Below are 19,316 nucleotides of genomic sequence, written 5' to 3' on the forward strand. Positions count from 1 at the left end.
CCCTTGAGCCGACGCCGAGCCATTGGTTCCTGCCCTCAGCGCATAGCGGCCATGAACACGGATCGCTGAGGCGTGATTCCGGGCGCATCCGCTTCACTCGCCGAATACTTACCCAATTCTAAATGCGGGAAGCGATGACTTCGTTTTACAGTATTCGTAAGTAATATAGAGGTTAATGAATCGTTAAAATCCAAGATTACGGAATATCGGCCGAATATCCCCGTCGGTAACAAGATATTACATGAAGACACAGAACGGATTTACTGCCCAATTCACGCCTCATTAGGAATCGAAACGCGGTCCCGCTCGCAAACTTACGGGGGCTCCACTTGCCACATATGTGGCAATACTAGCTTAGGGACCAATATATGCTTTGTTTGAAGACGCTGGGCTCTGTGACCCGGCCGCGTACGGCGATCGCCTTTGTTGCCGCAACTCTTCTCATCGGTGGAACTGCCACCGAAGCTTCCGCCAAATCCCGCCATCACCATCGGTATTCCCACCATCATCACCGCCACCAGGCCCAGAACGATGCCAACACGACCTCCGATTGGCGTAACGCCAACGCGTCGATGACGCCGTCGCAGGGCACCGGACGTTCCTTCTCCGGCATGGCTTCCTTTTACGGCAACGAGTCCGGCAGCAGGACCGCCTCGGGCCAGCGCTTCAACCAGAACGCCATGACCGCGGCGCACCGCTCGTTGCCGTTCGGCACCAAGCTGCGGGTCACCCATGGCGGCTCGAGCGTCATTGTCACCATCAACGACCGTGGCCCGTTCATTCGCGGCCGTGTCCTCGACCTCTCCACGGGCGCTGCCCGCGCCATCGGCCTCACCGGCGCCGGCGTCGGCCGCGTCACCGCGGAAGTCGTCTCCTAAGACGCGCGACGCGTGAAACAAGCCCGCCGTCTTGGGGGACGGCGGGCTTTTTTGTTTGTTCCTCCGCCGTCATTGCGAGGAGCGCAATGACGGGGAGAGAGCGGTGGCCTACAAAAAGCTCTGCGGATCGACGTCGACTTCGAGCTTTTGATTGCCCTTCGGCTTCGGGCAGACGGCAAGCCAGTTGCGCAGATAATCCGACAGGTCGAAGCCGCGTGCGGATTTCACCAGGATGCGAAACCGGTAGCGGCCCTTGATGACCGCGAGCGGGGCTTCCGCGGGGCCGAGCACCACCACGCGCTCGTCGCGCGGCGCGAGCGCAACGAGGTGGCGGCCAAAGCCTTCGGCGCTCGGCCGGTCGCCGGCGGAAATGATCAGGCTCGCGAGCCGCCCGAACGGCGGATAGAGCGTGCGTTCGCGCAAATCGATCTCGCTGTCGTAGAAGGCTTCGCGGTCGCAGGCGATCAGTGCCTTCATCACGGGATGATCGGGCTGGTGGGTCTGGAGATAGCCGACGCCGCGGCCCTGCTCGCGCCCGGCGCGGCCGATCACCTGGTTGAGCAATTGCCAGGTGCGCTCGGAGGCGCGCGGATCGCCATTGGACAGGCCGAGATCCGCATCGACCACACCGACCAGGTTGAGCCGCGGGAAATTGTGGCCCTTGGCAACGAGCTGGGTGCCGATGATGACGTCGACGCGGCCCTCCGCAATATCATTGAGTTCCGAGCGCATCGTCTCGATCGAGGTGATGAGATCGCTCGACAGCACCATGGTGCGCGCTTCCGGGAACAGCGCGGCCGCCTCTTCCTGCAGGCGCTCCACGCCGGGCCCGACCGCGACCAGCGATTCCTCCGCCGCGCAATGCGGGCAGGTTTGCGGGCGCGGCATCGAGAAACCGCAATGGTGACAGACGAGGCGCTGGCGGAAGCGGTGATCGACAAGCCAGGCATCGCAGATGGTGCAGGCGAAGCGATGGCCGCAGGCGCGGCACAGCGTCAACGGCGCATAGCCGCGGCGATTGAGAAACAAGAGCGCCTGCTCGCGCCGCTCGATCGCGGTCCTGATCTCGGACGCCAGCCGCGGCGAGATGAAGCGGCCGCGCGCGGGCGGCTCGCGCCGCATGTCGATGGCCTCGATATGCGGCATGTGCTGGCCGCCGAAGCGCGACGGCAGCGCGATGCGCTGATAGCGGTTCTTGCGCGCATTGACCTCGGACTCGACCGACGGCGTCGCCGACGCCAGCACGATCGGGACCTTTGCGATATGCGCGCGCACCACCGCCATGTCGCGGGCGTGATAATGCACGCCCTCGTCCTGCTTGTAGGCCTGGTCGTGCTCTTCATCGACCACGATGAGGCCGAGATTGGCGTAAGGCAGAAACAGCGCCGAGCGCGCGCCGACCACGACCGGCGCGCTGCCCTCGGAGATCGCCGCCCAGTTGCGCGCCCGGGTGCGCGGCGTCAGCTCGGAATGCCATTCCAGAGGGCGCACGCCGAACCGCTGCGCGAAGCGATCGAGGAACTGGCCGGTGAGCGCGATCTCCGGCATCAGGATCAGCGACTGTTTTCCGCGGCGGATCGCCTCGGCCACGGCTTCGAAATAAACCTCGGTCTTGCCCGAGCCGGTGACGCCATCAAGCAGCGCGACGTGAAAGCTGCCGTTGGCCGCGAGCGCGCGCATCGCATCGACCCCGGCGCGCTGGAGCGGCGAAAAATCCGGCCGGCTGAAATCCGGATCCGGGGCCGGCGGCGGCGGAGCCGGCGGCATCGGCTCGACCGCGAGCGTGCCTTCGTCGACGAGGCCGTCGATCACGCCGGCCGAAACGCCGGCCTCCTTGGCGGCTTCCGACTTGCCGTGCAGCAGCCGGTCCGACAGCACCTCGATCAGGCGCTGCCGCGCCGGCGTCAGCCGCCGCGGGGGATCGCCGACCAGGCGCACGCCGGCGCGCACCCGCTCGGGGCCGAGGTTCTCACCCATCCGCAGGCACATGCGCAGCACCATGCCGCGCGGGCTCAGCGTGTAATTGGCGATCCAATCCACGACCGCACGCAACTCGGGCTTCAACGGCGGGATGTCGAGCTTTTCGCTGACCTCCTTGAGGCGGTTGTGCAGGCGCGGATCCGGATTGGCGTTTTCGGCCCAGACCACGGCGAGCACCTCGCGCGGGCCGAGCGGCACGCCGATAATATCGCCCGCCTTCAGCTCCATCCCGCGCGGCACCTTGTAGGAATAGGTCTGGTCGAGCGCGACCGGCACCAGCACGTCGACCATGCGGGTCGCGTTGGCGGAGACGGCGTTGCTGCGCGACGTGTGGTCCATGGAGGGGAATCGGAACCCGGGGCTTCAAGGCTAGCGCCCTGAGGCGGCCTTAGCGAACGATAAACGAGTGTGATGCGATATACTGAGTGGAATCACCACGTCCAGAGCGCATGAGCAAAGCCGCCGCCCCACAGATCGAGCTCGCCAGCGCCGATCCTGACATCGCGCAGGAGATGACGCGCTGGCTGTCGCATCTCGGCGCGGAGCGGCGGCTGTCGCCGAAGACGCTGGAAGCCTATGCCCGCGATTTGCGGCAGTGCCTGAATTTCCTCTGCGGCCATTGGGGCGAGCGGGTGACGCTGAAGCGGTTCGCCGCGCTGGAGGCCACCGATGTCAGGGCCTTCATGGCGATGCGCCGCGCCGACGATATTGCCGGCCGCTCGCTGATGCGCGCACTCGCGGGCCTGCGCTCGTTCGGCCGCTTCCTTGAGCGTGAAGGCAAGGGCAAGGTCGGGGCGCTCTCGGCGATCCGCGCGCCGAAAGTCGCCAAGAGCCTGCCAAAGCCGCTGCCGATGGCGTCGGCCAAACGTCTTGCGGATGCCAACGAACGCGCCGGCGAGGATCGCGAGACCTGGATTCTGGCGCGCGATGCCGCGGTGATGGCTCTCCTCTACGGCTCGGGCCTGCGCATCTCCGAAGCGCTGGGGCTGACGCGCCGCGAGGTGCCGCGTCCCGGCGAAGGCGACGTGCTGATCGTAACCGGCAAAGGCAACAAGACCCGCATGGTGCCGGTGCTCCAGAACGTGCTCGAACTGGTGCAGGAATACGTTTCGATGTGCCCGTATCCGCTGCCGGCCGAAGGCCCGATCTTCGTCGGCGCACGCGGCGGGCCCTTGAGCCCGCGCATCATCCAGCTCGCGATGGAGCGGCTGCGTGGCGCGCTCGGCCTGCCCGACAGCGCCACGCCGCACGCGCTCCGGCATTCTTTCGCCACGCATCTGTTGTCGCGCGGCGGCGATTTGCGCGCGATCCAGGAATTGCTCGGCCATGCCTCGCTCTCGACCACGCAGATCTATACCGGCATCGATGCCGAGCGGCTGCTGGAAGTCTATGCCAGCGCACATCCGCGTCGCTAGCGGCTCAGTTGGCGAGATACTCGATATCGTAAACGTAGTTCGAGCCGCGCCCGACCTCGACGCGGACCATCGGCCTGAACGTCTCCAGCCGCTCGTACAGCGGCGCGGTGACCTTCACCGGTTGGCCCGCGATGCGAACGAGATAGTCCGCCTTGCGACGGTTACCTGACCTCCACGCACGATCGACACGGCCTTCGATCACAAGGCGGGACGTCAGGTGATCGAGAAACAGCATTCGTCCGGCATACCATGCAAGACCGCTGCCGAGCAGCACGATCAGGATCATCGAGGCGAACGCCTTCGCCTTGTCGCGCCATGAGCCGTACAGCGGAGGTTGTCGCAGCTGCGAGCCGACGATAATCAGGCCCAGAACAACGAGGCCGATATGGACGTCGTTGACTGCGATGATCGAGCTCTTGTCATAAAACCGCAACAGGCCGATGTAGATCAGGCCAAGCGCGAGAACAATCTTGCCGACGAACGGAAAGGCCGCGGTGTTGCGGGCCTTCAGTAACGCAAACGCGGAGGCGAGGATGGAAGGCCAGACGCAGGCTGCGATGAATTCCGCTGTGGTCATGGGACAGGACTAGATCAGCCCGGAAGCGAAACCCTTAATTGCAACGGCCATCGCGGCTTGCCACTTGCGCCCGTCGCGCAGTTCGGTCAATCGTTGGTAAACAGGCAGGAGGGATTTATGAGTGCACATGAAAGCATGGAGCATGCCGAGCACGCCGAACACGCGTCCGGCTCGAACAAGAAGATCGCGCTCCTGATCGCCGTCCTGGCGCTGTTCCTGGCGATCTCCGAGACGCTCGGCAAGGGCGCCCAGACCGAATCGATCAGCAAGAACGTCGAGGCCTCCAACCTCTGGGCCTTCTTCCAGGCCAAGAGCATCCGCCGCACCGTGGTGCAGACCATGGCCGACCAGGGCAAGCTCATCCTCGGCGCGGCCAACGACGAGGCCAACAAGATGGCCGTGCAGAAGCAGATCGAGGACTGGCAGAAGACCGCGCAGCGCTACCGCTCCGAGCCGGAGACCGGCGAAGGCACTGAGCAGCTGGCCGAAAAGGCCAAGCACGCCGAGCATGAGCGTGACGAGGCGACCGCGAAATATCATCACTTCGAGCTGGCGTCCGCCGCCTTCCAGATCGGCATCGTTCTCGCCTCGGCCACCATCATCACCGGCATGCTGCCGCTCGCCTGGATCGCGGGCCTGCTGTCGCTTGCCGGACTTGGGATGACCGTGCTCGGCGCATGGTCGCCGCATCTGCTGCATCTGCATTGAGGCGTTGAGCTCGTAGCCCGCATGAGCGCAGCGACATGCGGGGAGCCACAATAAGGAATCCCGGATATCGCTTTGCTCATCCGGGCTACGCGACGCTCACCGCGCTTCGTGCACGCTCTTGCGAAAGCGCTGGATCAGGCGAAGCGTGCGGGAGGACCAGCCTTCGCCGTTGCCGGCGATCAGCTCCCTGATGCGCCGCTTGATCGGATCGACCAGCTCGGCGGCCTTGGCACGCAGCTTCAGCACCAGATCATAGAGCCGCTCGAACCAGGCCATCTCCATCAGCTTGTCGCGCGTCACATCGAACACGAAGGCGGTGACGCCGACCCCGAGCAGCTTTGCGAACACGATGGTGAAGACCGCGCTGGTCCAGTATTCGTGCGTGAGCAGCCACAGGCCGACCAGCTTGAGCGGAAACAGCGGGACGATCGGCACAGCGAACACGATCAGCGTCATCGCCGGCGACAGCGCATCGACGCGGTCCGACAGCCATTGCTTGAACCGGGCGAGCGGGACGATTGCGACAACCCGCGCGACGATTGGTTCGAGATGGTCCCACAGCCAGGCTTCGATCAGGAAGATGATCGCAAGCAGGACCCAGAGCGGTTGAAGCAGGCGGCGTAGCATGTGTTTCCCGCCCGATTCGGCGCTGGGCGCGACCTACATATGGATGGCCCGCTTGCCGACTGCAAGCGCGGCTTCCTTGACGGCCTCCGAGCGGGTCGGGTGGGCGTGGCAGGTGCGCGCGAGATCCTCCGCACTGCCGCCGAATTCCATGAGAACGCACGCCTCATGGATCATTTCGCCGGCTTCGCGGCCGATAATGTGCACGCCGAGCACGCGATCGGTCTTCGCATCTGCGAGAATCTTCACAAAGCCGTCAGTGGTCTGATTGACCTTGGAACGGCCGTTGGCGGTAAAGGGAAACTTTCCGACCGTATAAGCCACACCCGCCTGCTTCAGCTCTTCCTCGGTCTTGCCGACGGAGGATACTTCCGGCGTGGTATACACGACGCCTGGGATAACATCGTAATTCACGTGGCCGGCCTGCCCGGCGATGATCTCGGCAACAGCGACGCCTTCATCCTCGGCCTTGTGCGCGAGCATCGGGCCCGCGACGACGTCGCCGATGGCATAGACGCCCTTCACACTGGTGGCGAAGTGCGGATCGATCTGCACGCGGCCGCGATTGTCGAGCGCAACGCCGGCTTCCTTCAGGCCCAGCCCATCCGTGTACGGCACACGGCCGATACAGACGAGAACGACGTCGGCTTCCAGCGTCTCGGCAGCGCCGCCGGCGGCGGGCTCGACCGTCGCCTTCAGCGTCTTGCCGGAGGTGTCCACACCCGTGACCTTGGCACCCAGCTTGAAGGCAAAGCCCTGCTTCTCCAGGATGCGCTGGAATTGCTTGGCGATCTCGCCGTCCATGCCGGGCAGGATGCGGTCGAGGAATTCGACGACGACCACTTCGGCGCCGAGACGGTGCCAGACCGAGCCGAGCTCGAGGCCGATCACGCCGGCGCCGACGATCAGCAGCTTGCCGGGGACCTTGTCCAGCGACAGCGCGCCGGTCGACGACACGATGCGCGTTTCGTCGATCTCGATGCCCTTGAGGCGCGCGATATCCGAGCCGGTAGCGATCACGATGCTCTTGGTTTCGATCACCTGCGACTTGCCGTCGGCGGAGACTTCGACCTTGCCGGTGCCGAGGATCTTGCCGGCGCCCTTGAGCACGTCGATCTTGTTCTTCTTCATCAGGAACTCGACGCCCTTGACGTTGCCGTCGATGCCCTGCTGCTTGAAGTTCATCATCGCAGGCAAATCGAGCTTCGGCGCGGAGACGCTGACGCCCATCTTGGCGAAGGAATGCCCGGCCTCCTCGAACATTTCGGAGGCGTGCAGCAGCGCCTTCGACGGCATGCAGCCGACATTGAGGCAGGTACCGCCGAGCGTTGCGTTCTTTTCCACCACGGCGACTTTCATGCCGAGCTGCGCTGCACGTACCGCGCAGACATAACCGCCCGGTCCGGTGCCGATGACGACGAGATCGTATGCCATGAGAGAAAGTCCCGTAAGTTTAGCGTTGAGGGATGTGTCAGCGTCCGCGCAGCGCGTCAGCGTCCGCCGGACACATCGAGAATGGCTGAGGTGACGTAGGAGGCATCGTCCGACATCAGCCAGACGATGGCATTGGCGACTTCATCGGCAGTACCGACGCGCTTCATCGGCACCATATGGGCCAGACGATGGGCGCGGTCGGGCTCACCGCCGGCAGCGTGGATTTCGGTGTCGATCAGGCCGGGCCGGATGCCCGCGACGCGAATGCCCTCGCCGGCAACCTCATAGCCGAGGCCGACGGTGAAGGAATCGATCGCGCCCTTGGACGCGGCATAATCGACATAGGTGTTCGGCGCGCCGAGCTTGGCGGCAACCGATGACAGATTGACGATGACGCCGCCCTGGCCCCCATGCTTGGTCGACATCCGCTTCACCGCTTCGCGCGCGCAGAGAATGGAGCCGGTGACGTTGACCGCCATCACGCGCTGGATGCGCTCGGCCGACATCTCGTCGACGCGCACGCCGCTGGTCCCGACGATACCGCCATTGTTGACGAGCGCGCCGAGCGTGCCGAACGCGTCCGCGGCCTTGAACAGCGCAAGGATGTCGCTTTCCTCGGCGACGTCGCATTTCACCGCGATGGCCTTGCCGTTGCTGGCCGCGATCTCCGCGACCACCTCATCGGCGGCCGTCTTGTTGCTGGCATAGCCGACGACGATTCGGAAGCCGCGAGCGGCCGCCGCGATCGCAGTCGCGCGGCCAATACCGCGGCTGCCGCCGGTGATGACAACGACTTTATCGGTCACGCGTGCCTCCATGGTTCGACACGCGCCGTCGCGAAAGGCGACGGCGCTCGCAGAGCATCAGGGATCAGAGATCGAGCACCAGGCGCGCGGGATCTTCCAGGCTTTCCTTGACGCGAACCAGGAAGGTCACGGCTTCCTTGCCGTCGATGACGCGGTGATCGTAGGACAGCGCCAGATACATCATCGGGCGGACCTCGATCTTGCCGCCGACGACCATCGGCCGCTCCTGGATCTTGTGCATGCCGAGGATGCCGGACTGCGGCGCGTTCAGGATCGGGGTCGACATCAGCGAGCCGTAGATGCCGCCATTGGTGATGGTGAAGGTGCCGCCCTGCATCTCGTCGATCTTGAGCTGGCCATCGCGGGCGCGGCGGCCGAAATCGGCGATGCCCTTCTCGATGTCCGCGATCGACTTGTTGTCGCAGTCGCGCACCACGGGCACGACAAGGCCCTTGTCGGTGCCGACGGCGACGCCGATGTGATAGTAGTTCTTGTAGATCAGGTCGGTGCCGTCGATCTCCGCGTTGACGGCCGGGATGTCCTTCAGCCCCTGCACGACGGCCTTGGTGAAGAAGCCCATGAAGCCGAGCTTGCTGCCGTGCTTCTTCTCGAACGCATCCTTGTAGTGCGCACGCAGCGCCATGACGTTGGTCATGTCGACCTCGTTGAAGGTCGTGAGCATCGCGGCGGTGTTCTGCACGTCCTTGAGGCGGCGCGCGATGGTCTGGCGCAGCCGGGTCATCTTGACGCGCTCTTCGCGGGCGGCGTCATCGGCCGGCGAGGGTGCGCGGACCTGAACCGCTGCGGCCGGCTGGTTGACCGGGGTCGGCGCCGAGGCCGCACGCTCGATCGCGGCGAGCATGTCGCCCTTGGTGACACGGCCGTCCTTGCCGGAGCCGGGAACGGTCGAGGCGTCGATGCCGGTCTCGGCCGAGAGCTTGCGCACGGACGGGGCGAGCGGCGCATCGGCCGGCGGCGCCTTCGCCGCAGCGGGAGCAGCCGCAGCAGCGACGGCAGGAGCGGCAGCCGCGGGCTTGGCGGGCGCAGCGGGCGCCGGCTTGGCAGCGCCGGCGGCGCCTTCGGTAATCTGGCCGAGCAGCGCACCGACCGCAACGGTCGTGCCATCTGCGGCGATGATCTCGCTTAGCGTGCCCGCGGACGGCGCCGGGACCTCAATGGTGACCTTGTCGGTCTCGAGCTCCACCAAGGGCTCGTCAACGGCGACAGCATCGCCGGCCTTCTTGAACCAGCGGCCGATGGTGGCCTCGGTGACGGATTCGCCGAGGGTCGGCACACGAATTTCAGTCATGGTCTTTTCCTTAAGGAGATCGCCAATGCGGTCGGGAATTTCATACGTCATTGCCCGCGAAGGCGGGCAATCCAGTACGCCGTGACTTTCGTGATTAAGACGAGCGGCGCGGAATACTGGATGCCCCGCCTTCGCGGGGCATGACGACGTCCAAAAAACTTCTCAGCTCAATGCCTCGTCCAGGAACGCCTTCAACTGCGCCTGATGCTTCGACATCAGACCCGTCGCGGTCGCGGCGGAGGCGGCGCGGCCGACATAACGCGGACGCCGGCTCACACCGTTCACCTGGTTCAGCACCCATTCCAGATAGGGCTCGATGAAGTGCCAGGCACCCATATTGCGGGGCTCTTCCTGGCACCACACCACTTCGGCCTTCTTGAAGCGCGACAGCTCGGCCACCAGCGCCTTCAGCGGCACCGGATAGAGCTGCTCGATGCGCATCAGATAGATGTCGTCCATGCCGCGCTTCTCGCGCTCCTCGTAGAGGTCGTAATAGACCTTGCCCGAGCAGAGCACGATGCGGCGGATCTTCTCGTCGGGAACGAGCTTGATCGCTTCGCTCGGCAGCATCTGGGCGTCGTCATAGAGGATGCGGTGGAAGGTCGTTCCCTTCGCGAGCTCCTCGAGACGCGACACCGCCCGCTTGTGACGCAGCAGCGACTTCGGCGTCATCACGATCAGCGGCTTGCGGATCTCGCGGTGGAGCTGCCGGCGCAGCACGTGGAAGTAGTTCGCCGGCGTGGTCGGATAGACCACCTGCATGTTGTCTTCCGCGCACATCTGGAGATAACGCTCCAGACGCGCCGAGGAGTGCTCCGGTCCCTGGCCTTCATAGCCATGCGGCAGGAGGCAGACGAGGCCGGACATGCGCAGCCATTTGCGCTCACCCGAGGAGATGAACTGGTCGAACACGACCTGCGCGCCGTTGGCGAAGTCGCCGAACTGCGCTTCCCACAGGGTCAACGTGTTCGGCTCGGCGAGCGAGTAACCGTATTCGAAGCCGAGCACGGCTTCTTCCGACAGCAGCGAGTTGATGACCTCGTAATGGCCCTGCTCGTGACCGAGATGGTTGAACGGCGTGTAGCGGCTCTCGTCTTCCTGGTCGATCAGGACCGAGTGGCGCTGCGAGAAGGTACCGCGCTCCGAATCCTGTCCGGACAGGCGGACATGGTGGTTCTCGTTGAGCAGCGTGCAGAACGCCAGCGCCTCGCCGGTCGCCCAGTCGATGCCCGTGCCGCCGTCGATCGCCTTGGCGCGGTTTTCGAGGAAGCGCTGGATGGTGCGGTGGACGCGGAAACCATCCGGCACCTTGGTGATCTTGCGGCCGATGTCCTTCAGTGCGGTGATGTCGACGCCGGTGACGCCACGCCGCGCATCTTCTTCCTGATCGGCGATCTTGAAGCCGGCCCATTTGCCGTCGAGCCAGTCGGCCTTGTTGGGCTTGTAGCCGGAGCCGGCCTCGAGCTCGGCATCGAGCCGCGCGCGCCAGTCCGCCTTGGCCTTCTCGACCTCGCCCTCGGTCAGCACGCCTTCGCTGATGAGACGGCGGGCGTAGAGCTCGAGCGTCGACGGATGGGCCGCGATCTTCTTGTACATCACCGGCTGGGTGAAAGCCGGCTCGTCGCCCTCGTTGTGGCCATGCCTGCGGTAGCAGAACATGTCGATGACGACGGGCTTGTGGAATTTCTGCCGGAACTCGGTCGCGACCTTGGCCGCGAACACGACGGCTTCCGGATCATCGCCGTTGACGTGGAAGATCGGCGCGTCGATCATCTTCGCCACGTCGGACGGGTACGGCGACGAACGCGAATAACGCGGATAGGTGGTGAAGCCGATCTGGTTGTTGACGATGAAGTGCACGGAGCCGCCGGTGCGGTAGCCCTTCAGGTCCGACAGGCCGAAACATTCGGCGACCACGCCCTGGCCGGCGAACGCAGCGTCGCCATGCATCAGCAGCGGCATCACCGAGATGCGCATATCCGGCGGATCGCCGTGCTGGTCCTGCTTGGCGCGGACTTTTCCAAGCACGACGGGATCGACGATCTCGAGATGCGAGGGGTTGGCGGTCAGCGACAGATGGATGCGGTTGCCGTCGAACTCGCGGTCCGAGGACGCGCCGAGGTGATATTTGACGTCGCCCGAGCCTTCGACCGCATCAGGATTGGCCGAACCGCCCTTGAACTCGTGGAACAGCGCGCGATGCGGCTTGCCCATCACCTGGGTCAGCACGTTGAGGCGGCCGCGATGCGGCATGCCCAGCACGACCTCCTTCACGCCGAGATTGCCGCCGCGCTTGATGATCTGCTCGAGCGCGGGGATCAGCGATTCAGCACCGTCCAGGCCGAAGCGCTTGGTGCCGGTGAATTTGGTGTCGCAGAATTTCTCGAAACCTTCGGCTTCGACCAGCTTCATCAGGATGGCGCGGCGGCCTTCGCGGGTGAAGGAGATTTCCTTGTCGGGCCCCTCGATGCGTTCCTGAATCCAGGCCTTCTGCGCCGCGTTGGTGATGTGCATGAACTCGACGCCGAGCGTCTGGCAGTAGGTGCGCTCGCAGATCGCGGTGATTTCCCGCAGGCTGGCGTATTCAAGACCGAGCACATGGTCGAGGAAGATCTTGCGGTCGAAATCGGCTTCGCTGAAGCCGTAGGTCCGCGGATCGAGCTCTTCGCGGTTGCGCTGGGCTTCGATGCCGAGCGGATCGAGCTTGGCGTGGAAGTGGCCGCGCATGCGATAGGACCGGATCAGCATCAGCGCTCGGACCGAGTCGCGGGTGGCCTGGAGCAGGTCGGCGGAGGAGAGGCCGCCACCCTTGTCGCCGCTCTTCGCCTGCGCCTTGGCGGCGATCTTGGCTCCGACCGTCTTCTCGACTTCCGCCCAATTGCCGTCGAGCGCGGAGGTCAGATCGTCTTGCGGGGTCAGCGGCCAGTTGGCGCGCTCCCAGGACGGGCCTTGGGCGTTCTTGCTGATGTCACCCGGCTGGTCGTTGAGGCTCTTGAAGAAGTCCTGCCACTCGGCATCCACCGAGGACGGGTCCCTCTCGTAGCGGGCGTAGATTTCGTCGATGTAGGTGGCGTTGGTGCCCTGCAAAAAGGAGGAGAGGGCAAAGGCTGCGTTCGCGTCTTGGCGAGACATGCTTGAGTTCCTGGCGATTTCGGTTCGCGCATAACAAACGGCGCTGGCGCTGGGCTCCCCGGCAGAGGACCAGCGCGACAGGCACCATTTACCCTATTTGCTGCGAAACTTCGCCCGGAAAATTACGAAGGAGTGAATCAGCCCTTCAATTTTTCGGCAAGCGTGTGGCCAAGGCGAGCGGGAGACGGAGACACTGTAATTCCTGCCGATTTCATCGCGTCGGTCTTGGAGCCGGCGTCGCCCTTGCCGCCCGAAATGATCGCGCCGGCGTGGCCCATGCGGCGGCCGGGAGGGGCCGTGACACCGGCGATGAAACCGACCATCGGCTTCTTGCGGCCGCGCTTGGCCTCGTCCTTGAGGAACTGGGCGGCGTCCTCCTCGGCGGAACCGCCGATTTCGCCGATCATGATGATCGACTCGGTCTTGGGGTCGCCGAGCAGCATTTCCAGCACGTCGATGAACTCGGTTCCCTTGACCGGGTCGCCGCCGATGCCGACCGCGGTGGTCTGGCCGAGGCCTTCCTGGGTGGTCTGGAACACGGCTTCGTAGGTCAGGGTGCCCGAGCGCGAGACGATGCCGACGCTGCCGGTCTTGAAGATGTTGGCCGGCATGATGCCGATCTTGCACTCGCCGGCGGTCATGACGCCCGGGCAGTTCGGCCCGATCAGGCGCGACTTGGAGCCGGCCAGCGAACGCTTCACCCTGACCATGTCGATGACCGGGATACCTTCCGTGATGCAGACGATCAGCGGGATCTCGGCGTCGATGGCTTCGCAGATCGCGTCGGCCGCGCCCGGCGGCGGCACATAGATCACCGACGCGTCGGCACCAGTCTTCTCACGCGCCTCGCGCACGGTGTCGAACACCGGCAGGCCCAGATGCGTCGCGCCGCCTTTGCCGGGCGAAGTGCCGCCGACCATCTTGGTGCCATAGGCAATCGCGGCCTCCGAATGGAAGGTGCCGTTCTTGCCGGTAAAGCCCTGGCAGATGACCTTGGTGTTCTTGTCGATCAGGATGGACATGATGTCTGCTTTCGCGAAACTAACGAGTGAGAGGTCAGTGGATGCGGCGGTAGACGCCGGTGAGCACGTCGGCCCAGCCTTCCGCGTCCGGCGAGAACTGGATCTTCAACGAATAGGAATCGTCGTTGATGATTTCATAGACGTGGCGCGCATTGCCGCGGAGCGAGCCGCGCACCAGCGTCAGGGTCTTGCCGACCCAGCCGCCGGAGGCGGGCGAGGGCGGCGTGTAGCCGAGCGAATCGTACCAGAACAATTTGTAGGTCCGGTCTTCGCGGTCGAAGGTGAAGATGCCGTGGGTGGCGAAGCTCTGCTTGCCGTCGCGGGTCTGGACCGAGTCCTGGATCAGATAGAAGCCGTTGAGATCCATGTGGGCCACGACGCGAGAAGTCGCCGTTCCGCCCTCCGTCCAGCGCGACGGAAAGACCACCTCTTCGCCATTCCATTCACCGGCGAACGCGGCAAGACGCGCGTGCTCCGGCAGCGGGGATGATGCAGCGAGATGGTCCTGGGTCATGGCCTCAGCCTCCCTTGACGGCCTTCACGATCTTCTGCGCGGCGTCGTCGAGATTGTCGGCCGGCACCACGTTCAGTCCGGACTCGCGGATGATCTTCTTGCCCAGCTCGACGTTGGTGCCTTCGAGGCGAACCACCAGCGGCACGCTGAGGCCGACTTCACGAACGGCGGCCGTGACGCCCTCGGCGATCACGTCGCACTTCATGATGCCACCGAAGATGTTGACCAGGATGCCCTTCACGTTGGGATCGGCCGTGATGATCTTGAACGCGGCCGCGACCTTTTCCTTGCTGGCGCTGCCGCCGACGTCGAGGAAGTTCGCCGGCGCCATGCCGTAGAGCTTGATGATGTCCATCGTCGCCATCGCGAGGCCGGCGCCGTTGACCATGCAGCCGATGTTGCCGTCGAGGGTGACGTAGTTGAGGTCGTATTTCGAGGCCTCGATTTCCTTGGCGTCTTCCTCGGTCTCGTCGCGCAGCGCGAGCACCTCGGGGTGACGGAACAAGGCGTTGTCGTCGAACGACACCTTGGCGTCGAGCACGCGGAGCTGACCCTGCTTGGTCACGACCAGCGGGTTGATCTCCAGCATCGACATGTCCTTGGCGACGAACGCAGCGTAAAGCTGCGCGGTGAGCTTCTCGGCCTGCTTGGCGAGATCGCCGGAGAGTTTTAGCGCGTTCGCGACGGTGCGGCCGTGATGGCCCATGATGCCGGTCGCGGGATCGATCGAGAAGGTCACGATCTTCTCAGGGCTGTTGTGCGCGACGTCCTCGATGTTGACGCCGCCCTCGGTCGACACCACGAAGGAGACGCGGGAGGTCTCGCGATCGACCAGGATCGAGAGGTAGAATTCCTTGTCGATGTCGGAGCCGTCCTCGATGTAGAGGCGGTTGACCTGCTTGCCGGCGGGGCCGGTCTGGATGGTGACGAGCGTGGCGCCGAGCATCTGCTTGGCGAATTCGGAAACCTCCGCGGCCGACTTGGCGATGCGCACGCCGCCCTTGTCGCCGGCGGATGCTTCCTTGAACTTGCCCTTGCCGCGGCCGCCGGCGTGGATCTGGCTCTTCACGACCCAGACGGGGCCCGGAAGGGCCTTTGCCGCCGCGTCCGCATCAGCGGCCTTCAGGACCGGAACGCCCTTGGAGATCGCGACGCCGAACTCGTTCAGCAGCGCTTTGGCCTGATATTCATGGATATTCATTTGGTCGCTCCCTGAACCCGCGGGCGGTGACCTCGTAGGCCCACCTCAGTCTTGTGGCTGGCATACCATATACCACAGGAACTGCAACCCGGATTCTCTGACATCGATCTCTGGACTTGCGGACCAGGACCCGCCCCAACCTTAAACAAGGTTTGGCGGACCCCGGAAATGAAACCGCCGAAGACCGGTTTTCGATCTTCGGCGGAATGTTTCGACCTTAGCGGCCCAGAAGGTCGGGTGCGATCTTCTTGCAGGCGTCAACCAGACCCTGCACCGCGCCGACCGACTTGTCGAAGGCTTCGCGGTCCTTGCCGACGAGCTCGATCTCGACGACGCGCTCGACGCCCTTGGAGCCGATCACGACGGGCACGCCGACATACATGTCCTTCACGCCGTATTCGCCGTTCAAATAGGCGGCCGAGGCCAGCACGCGCTTCTTGTCACGCAGATAGCTCTCGGCCATCGCGATCGCGGAAGCCGCCGGCGCGTAGAAAGCCGAGCCGGTTTTGAGCAGGTTGACGATCTCGGCGCCGCCGTTGCGGGTGCGGTCGACGATCTCGTCGAGGCGCGCCTGCGAGGTCCAGCCCATCTTGACGAGATCGGGCAGCGGGATGCCGGCGACAGTGGAGTATTTTACCAGCGGCACCATGGTGTCGCCATGGCCGCCCAGCACGAAGGCGGTGACGTCTTCGACCGAAACGTTGAACTCGTCGGCCAGGAAGTAGCGGAAGCGCGACGAATCCAGCACGCCGGCCATGCCGACGACCTTCTTGTGCGGCAGGCCGCTGGCCTTCTGCAGCGCCCAGACCATCGCGTCGAGCGGGTTGGTGATGCAGATGACGAAAGCGTCGGGGGCGTATTTCTTGATGCCGGCGCCGACCTGTTCCATGACCTTGAGGTTGATGGAGAGGAGGTCGTCGCGGCTCATGCCGGGCTTGCGCGGCACGCCGGCGGTGACGATGCAGACCTTTGCGTTGTCGAGCGCCTCGTAGGAGTTGGCGCCGGTGTAGTGCGCGTCAAAGCCGTCGACCGGCGAGGACTGTGCGATGTCGAGCGCCTTGCCCTGCGGCACGCCCTCGGCGATGTCGAACATCACCACGTCGCCCAGCTCTTTCAGGCCGATGAGATGAGCCAGCGTTCCGCCGATCTGACCGGAGCCAATCAAAGCAATCTTGTCGCGCGCCATGTGAGCCTGTCCTTTAGACACGTAAGGAGGGGAAAACTGAGACGGGTGGTTATCCCTTTCGCCTCCCCCGTTCAAGTCACGGGTTGCCCAATTGTCGGGCTTGCCGCGTATTCAAGCGCATCCCCGTCATTCCGGGGCTTGGGAAGCGCCGAGCCCGGAATGACAGCGCTGGCAAATAGGACTTAAGTCTCCACCGGACCCTTTAAGTCTCAACCAAACCTTTGGTCGAGCCGCTGGCGGTCGAATCCTTGCGGCCGTGGGGCAGCGCCAGATAGGATTCCGAGCTCATTTCGATCAGGCGCGAGGCGGTGCGCTTGAACTCGTTGGCCTCGTTGCCCTCGTTGGCAAGATAGAGCGAGATCGGGTTGGCATCGGCCGAGGCCATCAGCTTCACGGCATTGTCATAGAGCGTGTCGATCAGCGTGATGAAACGCTTGGCGGCGTTGCGCTGGGAGATGTCCATCACTGGAATATGGTCGACCAGGATGGTGTGATAATCGTGCGCCAGCCTGAGATAGTCGGATGCGCCGAGCGGCTTCTCGCAGAGATCGGCGAACGCGAAGCGCGCCACGCCGTGGGCCGAGCACGGCACGTGCAGGATGCGGCCCTTGATCGAAATATCCCGCGACTTGCATTTGGCGCCGCCTGACATCTTCGACCAGGCACGGTCGAGCGCGGCGTCCGCGTCAGTGTCCGCCGGCGTCAGCCACATCGGCACGCCCTGAAGCTTTTCCAGCCGGAAGTCGGTGCGCGCGTCGAGCCGCAGCACGTCCATGTGGTCGGTGATCTGCCTGATGAAGGGAAGGAACAGCGAACGGTTCAGACCACCCGTGTAGAGGTCGTCAGGCGCGACGTTGGAGGTCGCGACCACCACGGTGCCGAGCTCCAGCAGCTTTGCGAACAGGCGGCCGAGGATCATCGCGTCCGCGATGTCGGTGACGTGGAATTCGTCGAAACAGAGCAGCCAGCTCTCCTCGAAGATCGCATGCGCGGTCAGCGCGATGACGTCGCCGTCGGCGATCTCGCCGCGCGCGATGCCCTGGCGAAAATCGTAGATGCGCTCGTGCACCTCGGCCATGAATTCGTGGAAATGCGCGCGCCGCTTGTGCTCGACGGTCGAGTGCTGGAAGAACAGATCCATCAGCATGGTCTTGCCGCGACCGACCTCGCCATGGACGTAGAGCCCGTGCGGCGCCTCGTCCTTGTCGCTGCTGAACAGGCGGCTGAGCAGGCCCTGCTTGCGCGCCGGCTTGTAATCGGCGAGCCGCTGATCGAGCGCCGCATAGGCGTCGGCAATTTCGGCCTGGGCGGCATCGGGCTCGATCGCGCCGGACGCGATCTGGGCCTGATAGGCCTCGCGAAATGAGGAACTGGGGGTCGAGAGCATGCTCTTTACCGCCAGAGATGAGCGGAAATTGCAACTCCGTATTGGCGCAAAGGCTTATGCGCGCACCCACATCCACGTGGTCGGAGGCGAATAATTGAGATATCACAGGGCTAAAGCGACTACTTCGAGGTTCCTGGCATGGCCCTTAGTATCGAGGACTCCGAGGTCGAACGTCTCGCGAGGCGTCTGGCGCAACTCACTGGCGAGACGGTTGCCCTTGCTACGACGCGAGCTATCGAAGAGCGCCTCAGGCGCATCGACAATCAGTACTGCAAAACTGCTCTTTTGGAGGATATGGCCGCAATCCGTCGACGCTGGAGCGAGCTGCCTGTATTAGCCGACCGGATGCCCGACGAAATAGTTGGATACGACGAACACGGATTGCCATTCTGACTTCAGTCGATGCTAGGCATCTACGCGCCATATGGGTCGGCGTCGCTCCATCTTCTGCGAGCCAGACTCACTCACACAGCTCGTAGGCGTCCTCGACCACATAGGGGCCGCCGCCGGTGGAGGCGCGAGACGAGAACAGCACGAAACGTTCGGCCGTGAACGCCTTGCTGGGAAAATAGCCGCGCAGCGAGAGATAATCGGCGACGTCGCGGTCGGTGGCGTCGTGCAGCCGGGCCAGCGTGACATGCGGGATGAACTTGCGGCCTTCAGGGTCGAGGCCGATCCGCTGCATCAGGCGCTCGAGCTCGGCCTGCAATTCCATCAGCGGCTTGCTCGGCACGATGGTGGCGACCACCGCGCGCGGCTTGCGTCCGCCGAAACTCTGTAAACCCTGCACCTTCACCTCGAACGGCTTGCGGTCGACGCGAAACAGCATCGAGGCGATCTCGTTGGCGGACATGCCGTCGATATTGCCGATGAAGCGCAGGGTGACGTGATAATTTTCGGGATCGATCCAGCGGGCGCCGGGAAGGCCGCCCCGCAAATTGGAAAGCGACTGGCCAATCTCGGCCGGAATTTCCAGACCAGTGAACAAACGCGGCATCGTTTCGCACTCCCGATGCTTGGGCATGATCCGAGGGCAAGATCCCAAGGCAAGATCATATCCAAATTTTAGAGCCGGCGACGAATCACCGGTACCTCAATTCCTATCGCAGTTGTGTGACTCTGCGAAGCATCGCGCGCCTCACC

At 64.1% G+C, this 19,316-nt stretch carries 17 protein-coding genes; 4 read left to right on the forward strand and 13 right to left on the reverse strand.

The window, feature by feature from the left end:
* Positions 1-368: 368 nt before the first annotated feature.
* Positions 369-878 carry a septal ring lytic transglycosylase RlpA family protein gene (locus tag AC0L3J_RS26450; protein ID WP_456766779.1) on the forward strand — a complete coding sequence of 170 codons (510 nt, stop codon included), beginning with the start codon at positions 369-371 and terminating at the stop codon, positions 876-878.
* A 108-nt stretch (positions 879-986) separates the two neighbouring features.
* On the opposite strand, the gene AC0L3J_RS26455 is transcribed toward AC0L3J_RS26450, so the two are convergent.
* The gene (locus AC0L3J_RS26455; RefSeq protein WP_473348828.1) at positions 987-3,197 is read right to left on the reverse strand and encodes a primosomal protein N'; all 2,211 of its coding nucleotides are present in this window, start codon (positions 3,195-3,197) and stop codon (positions 987-989) included.
* Between the two features lie 110 nt (positions 3,198-3,307).
* Between AC0L3J_RS26455 and AC0L3J_RS26460 the strand changes: the two genes are divergently transcribed.
* Positions 3,308-4,273 (forward strand): tyrosine recombinase XerC, encoded by a 966-nt coding sequence (locus tag AC0L3J_RS26460; protein ID WP_473348829.1) that lies wholly within the window; start codon positions 3,308-3,310, stop codon positions 4,271-4,273.
* A gap of 4 nt (positions 4,274-4,277) precedes the next feature.
* Here the strand turns inward: AC0L3J_RS26460 and AC0L3J_RS26465 are convergent, their stop codons facing one another.
* Positions 4,278-4,850 (reverse strand): hypothetical protein, encoded by a 573-nt coding sequence (locus AC0L3J_RS26465; protein ID WP_473348830.1) that lies wholly within the window; start codon positions 4,848-4,850, stop codon positions 4,278-4,280.
* Positions 4,851-4,967: 117 nt separating this feature from the next.
* Between AC0L3J_RS26465 and AC0L3J_RS26470 the strand changes: the two genes are divergently transcribed.
* Positions 4,968-5,558 (forward strand): DUF4337 domain-containing protein, encoded by a 591-nt coding sequence (locus AC0L3J_RS26470; protein ID WP_473348832.1) that lies wholly within the window; start codon positions 4,968-4,970, stop codon positions 5,556-5,558.
* 96 nt (positions 5,559-5,654) lie between these two features.
* Here AC0L3J_RS26470 and AC0L3J_RS26475 read toward each other — a convergent pair whose 3' ends face one another.
* The 10 genes from AC0L3J_RS26475 to zapE all read right to left on the reverse strand — a co-directional run bounded on the left by AC0L3J_RS26475 (position 5,655) and on the right by zapE (position 18,173).
* Positions 5,655-6,185, reverse strand: a complete 531-nt coding sequence (locus tag AC0L3J_RS26475) for a hypothetical protein (protein WP_473348833.1) — start codon at positions 6,183-6,185, stop codon at positions 5,655-5,657.
* A gap of 33 nt (positions 6,186-6,218) precedes the next feature.
* Positions 6,219-7,616 carry a dihydrolipoyl dehydrogenase gene (lpdA, locus tag AC0L3J_RS26480; RefSeq protein ID WP_473251021.1) on the reverse strand — a complete coding sequence of 466 codons (1,398 nt, stop codon included), beginning with the start codon at positions 7,614-7,616 and terminating at the stop codon, positions 6,219-6,221.
* A 56-nt stretch (positions 7,617-7,672) separates the two neighbouring features.
* Positions 7,673-8,434: an SDR family oxidoreductase gene (locus AC0L3J_RS26485; protein ID WP_473348834.1), complete on the reverse strand. Its 762-nt coding sequence runs from the start codon at positions 8,432-8,434 to the stop codon at positions 7,673-7,675.
* A gap of 52 nt (positions 8,435-8,486) precedes the next feature.
* Entirely contained in the window at positions 8,487-9,731 is a 1,245-nt protein-coding gene (odhB, locus tag AC0L3J_RS26490; RefSeq protein WP_473348835.1) for a 2-oxoglutarate dehydrogenase complex dihydrolipoyllysine-residue succinyltransferase, read from the reverse strand.
* A 162-nt stretch (positions 9,732-9,893) separates the two neighbouring features.
* Complete coding sequence (locus AC0L3J_RS26495; RefSeq protein ID WP_473348836.1) at positions 9,894-12,863, reverse strand: 2-oxoglutarate dehydrogenase E1 component; 2,970 nt, start codon at positions 12,861-12,863, stop codon at positions 9,894-9,896.
* A gap of 137 nt (positions 12,864-13,000) precedes the next feature.
* Positions 13,001-13,885 carry a succinate--CoA ligase subunit alpha gene (gene sucD / locus AC0L3J_RS26500; RefSeq protein WP_027515000.1) on the reverse strand — a complete coding sequence of 295 codons (885 nt, stop codon included), beginning with the start codon at positions 13,883-13,885 and terminating at the stop codon, positions 13,001-13,003.
* 34 nt (positions 13,886-13,919) lie between these two features.
* Complete coding sequence (locus AC0L3J_RS26505; protein WP_456766788.1) at positions 13,920-14,399, reverse strand: DUF1579 family protein; 480 nt, start codon at positions 14,397-14,399, stop codon at positions 13,920-13,922.
* 4 nt (positions 14,400-14,403) lie between these two features.
* Positions 14,404-15,600, reverse strand: a complete 1,197-nt coding sequence (gene sucC, locus AC0L3J_RS26510) for an ADP-forming succinate--CoA ligase subunit beta (RefSeq protein WP_007604323.1) — start codon at positions 15,598-15,600, stop codon at positions 14,404-14,406.
* 217 nt (positions 15,601-15,817) lie between these two features.
* Positions 15,818-16,786, reverse strand: coding sequence for a malate dehydrogenase (gene mdh / locus AC0L3J_RS26515; protein WP_007598869.1), 969 nt, complete (start codon positions 16,784-16,786; stop codon positions 15,818-15,820).
* A gap of 202 nt (positions 16,787-16,988) precedes the next feature.
* Positions 16,989-18,173 carry a cell division protein ZapE gene (gene zapE, locus AC0L3J_RS26520; RefSeq protein ID WP_473348837.1) on the reverse strand — a complete coding sequence of 395 codons (1,185 nt, stop codon included), beginning with the start codon at positions 18,171-18,173 and terminating at the stop codon, positions 16,989-16,991.
* Between the two features lie 138 nt (positions 18,174-18,311).
* On the opposite strand from zapE, the gene AC0L3J_RS26525 reads away from it, so the two are divergent.
* Positions 18,312-18,566 carry a type II toxin-antitoxin system VapB family antitoxin gene (locus AC0L3J_RS26525; RefSeq protein WP_354201509.1) on the forward strand — a complete coding sequence of 85 codons (255 nt, stop codon included), beginning with the start codon at positions 18,312-18,314 and terminating at the stop codon, positions 18,564-18,566.
* A gap of 67 nt (positions 18,567-18,633) precedes the next feature.
* On the opposite strand, the gene thpR is transcribed toward AC0L3J_RS26525, so the two are convergent.
* Positions 18,634-19,170, reverse strand: coding sequence for an RNA 2',3'-cyclic phosphodiesterase (thpR, locus tag AC0L3J_RS26530; protein WP_007598862.1), 537 nt, complete (start codon positions 19,168-19,170; stop codon positions 18,634-18,636).
* Positions 19,171-19,316 lie beyond the last annotated feature (146 nt).

Source organism: Bradyrhizobium sp. Kon37 (genome assembly GCF_055807535.1).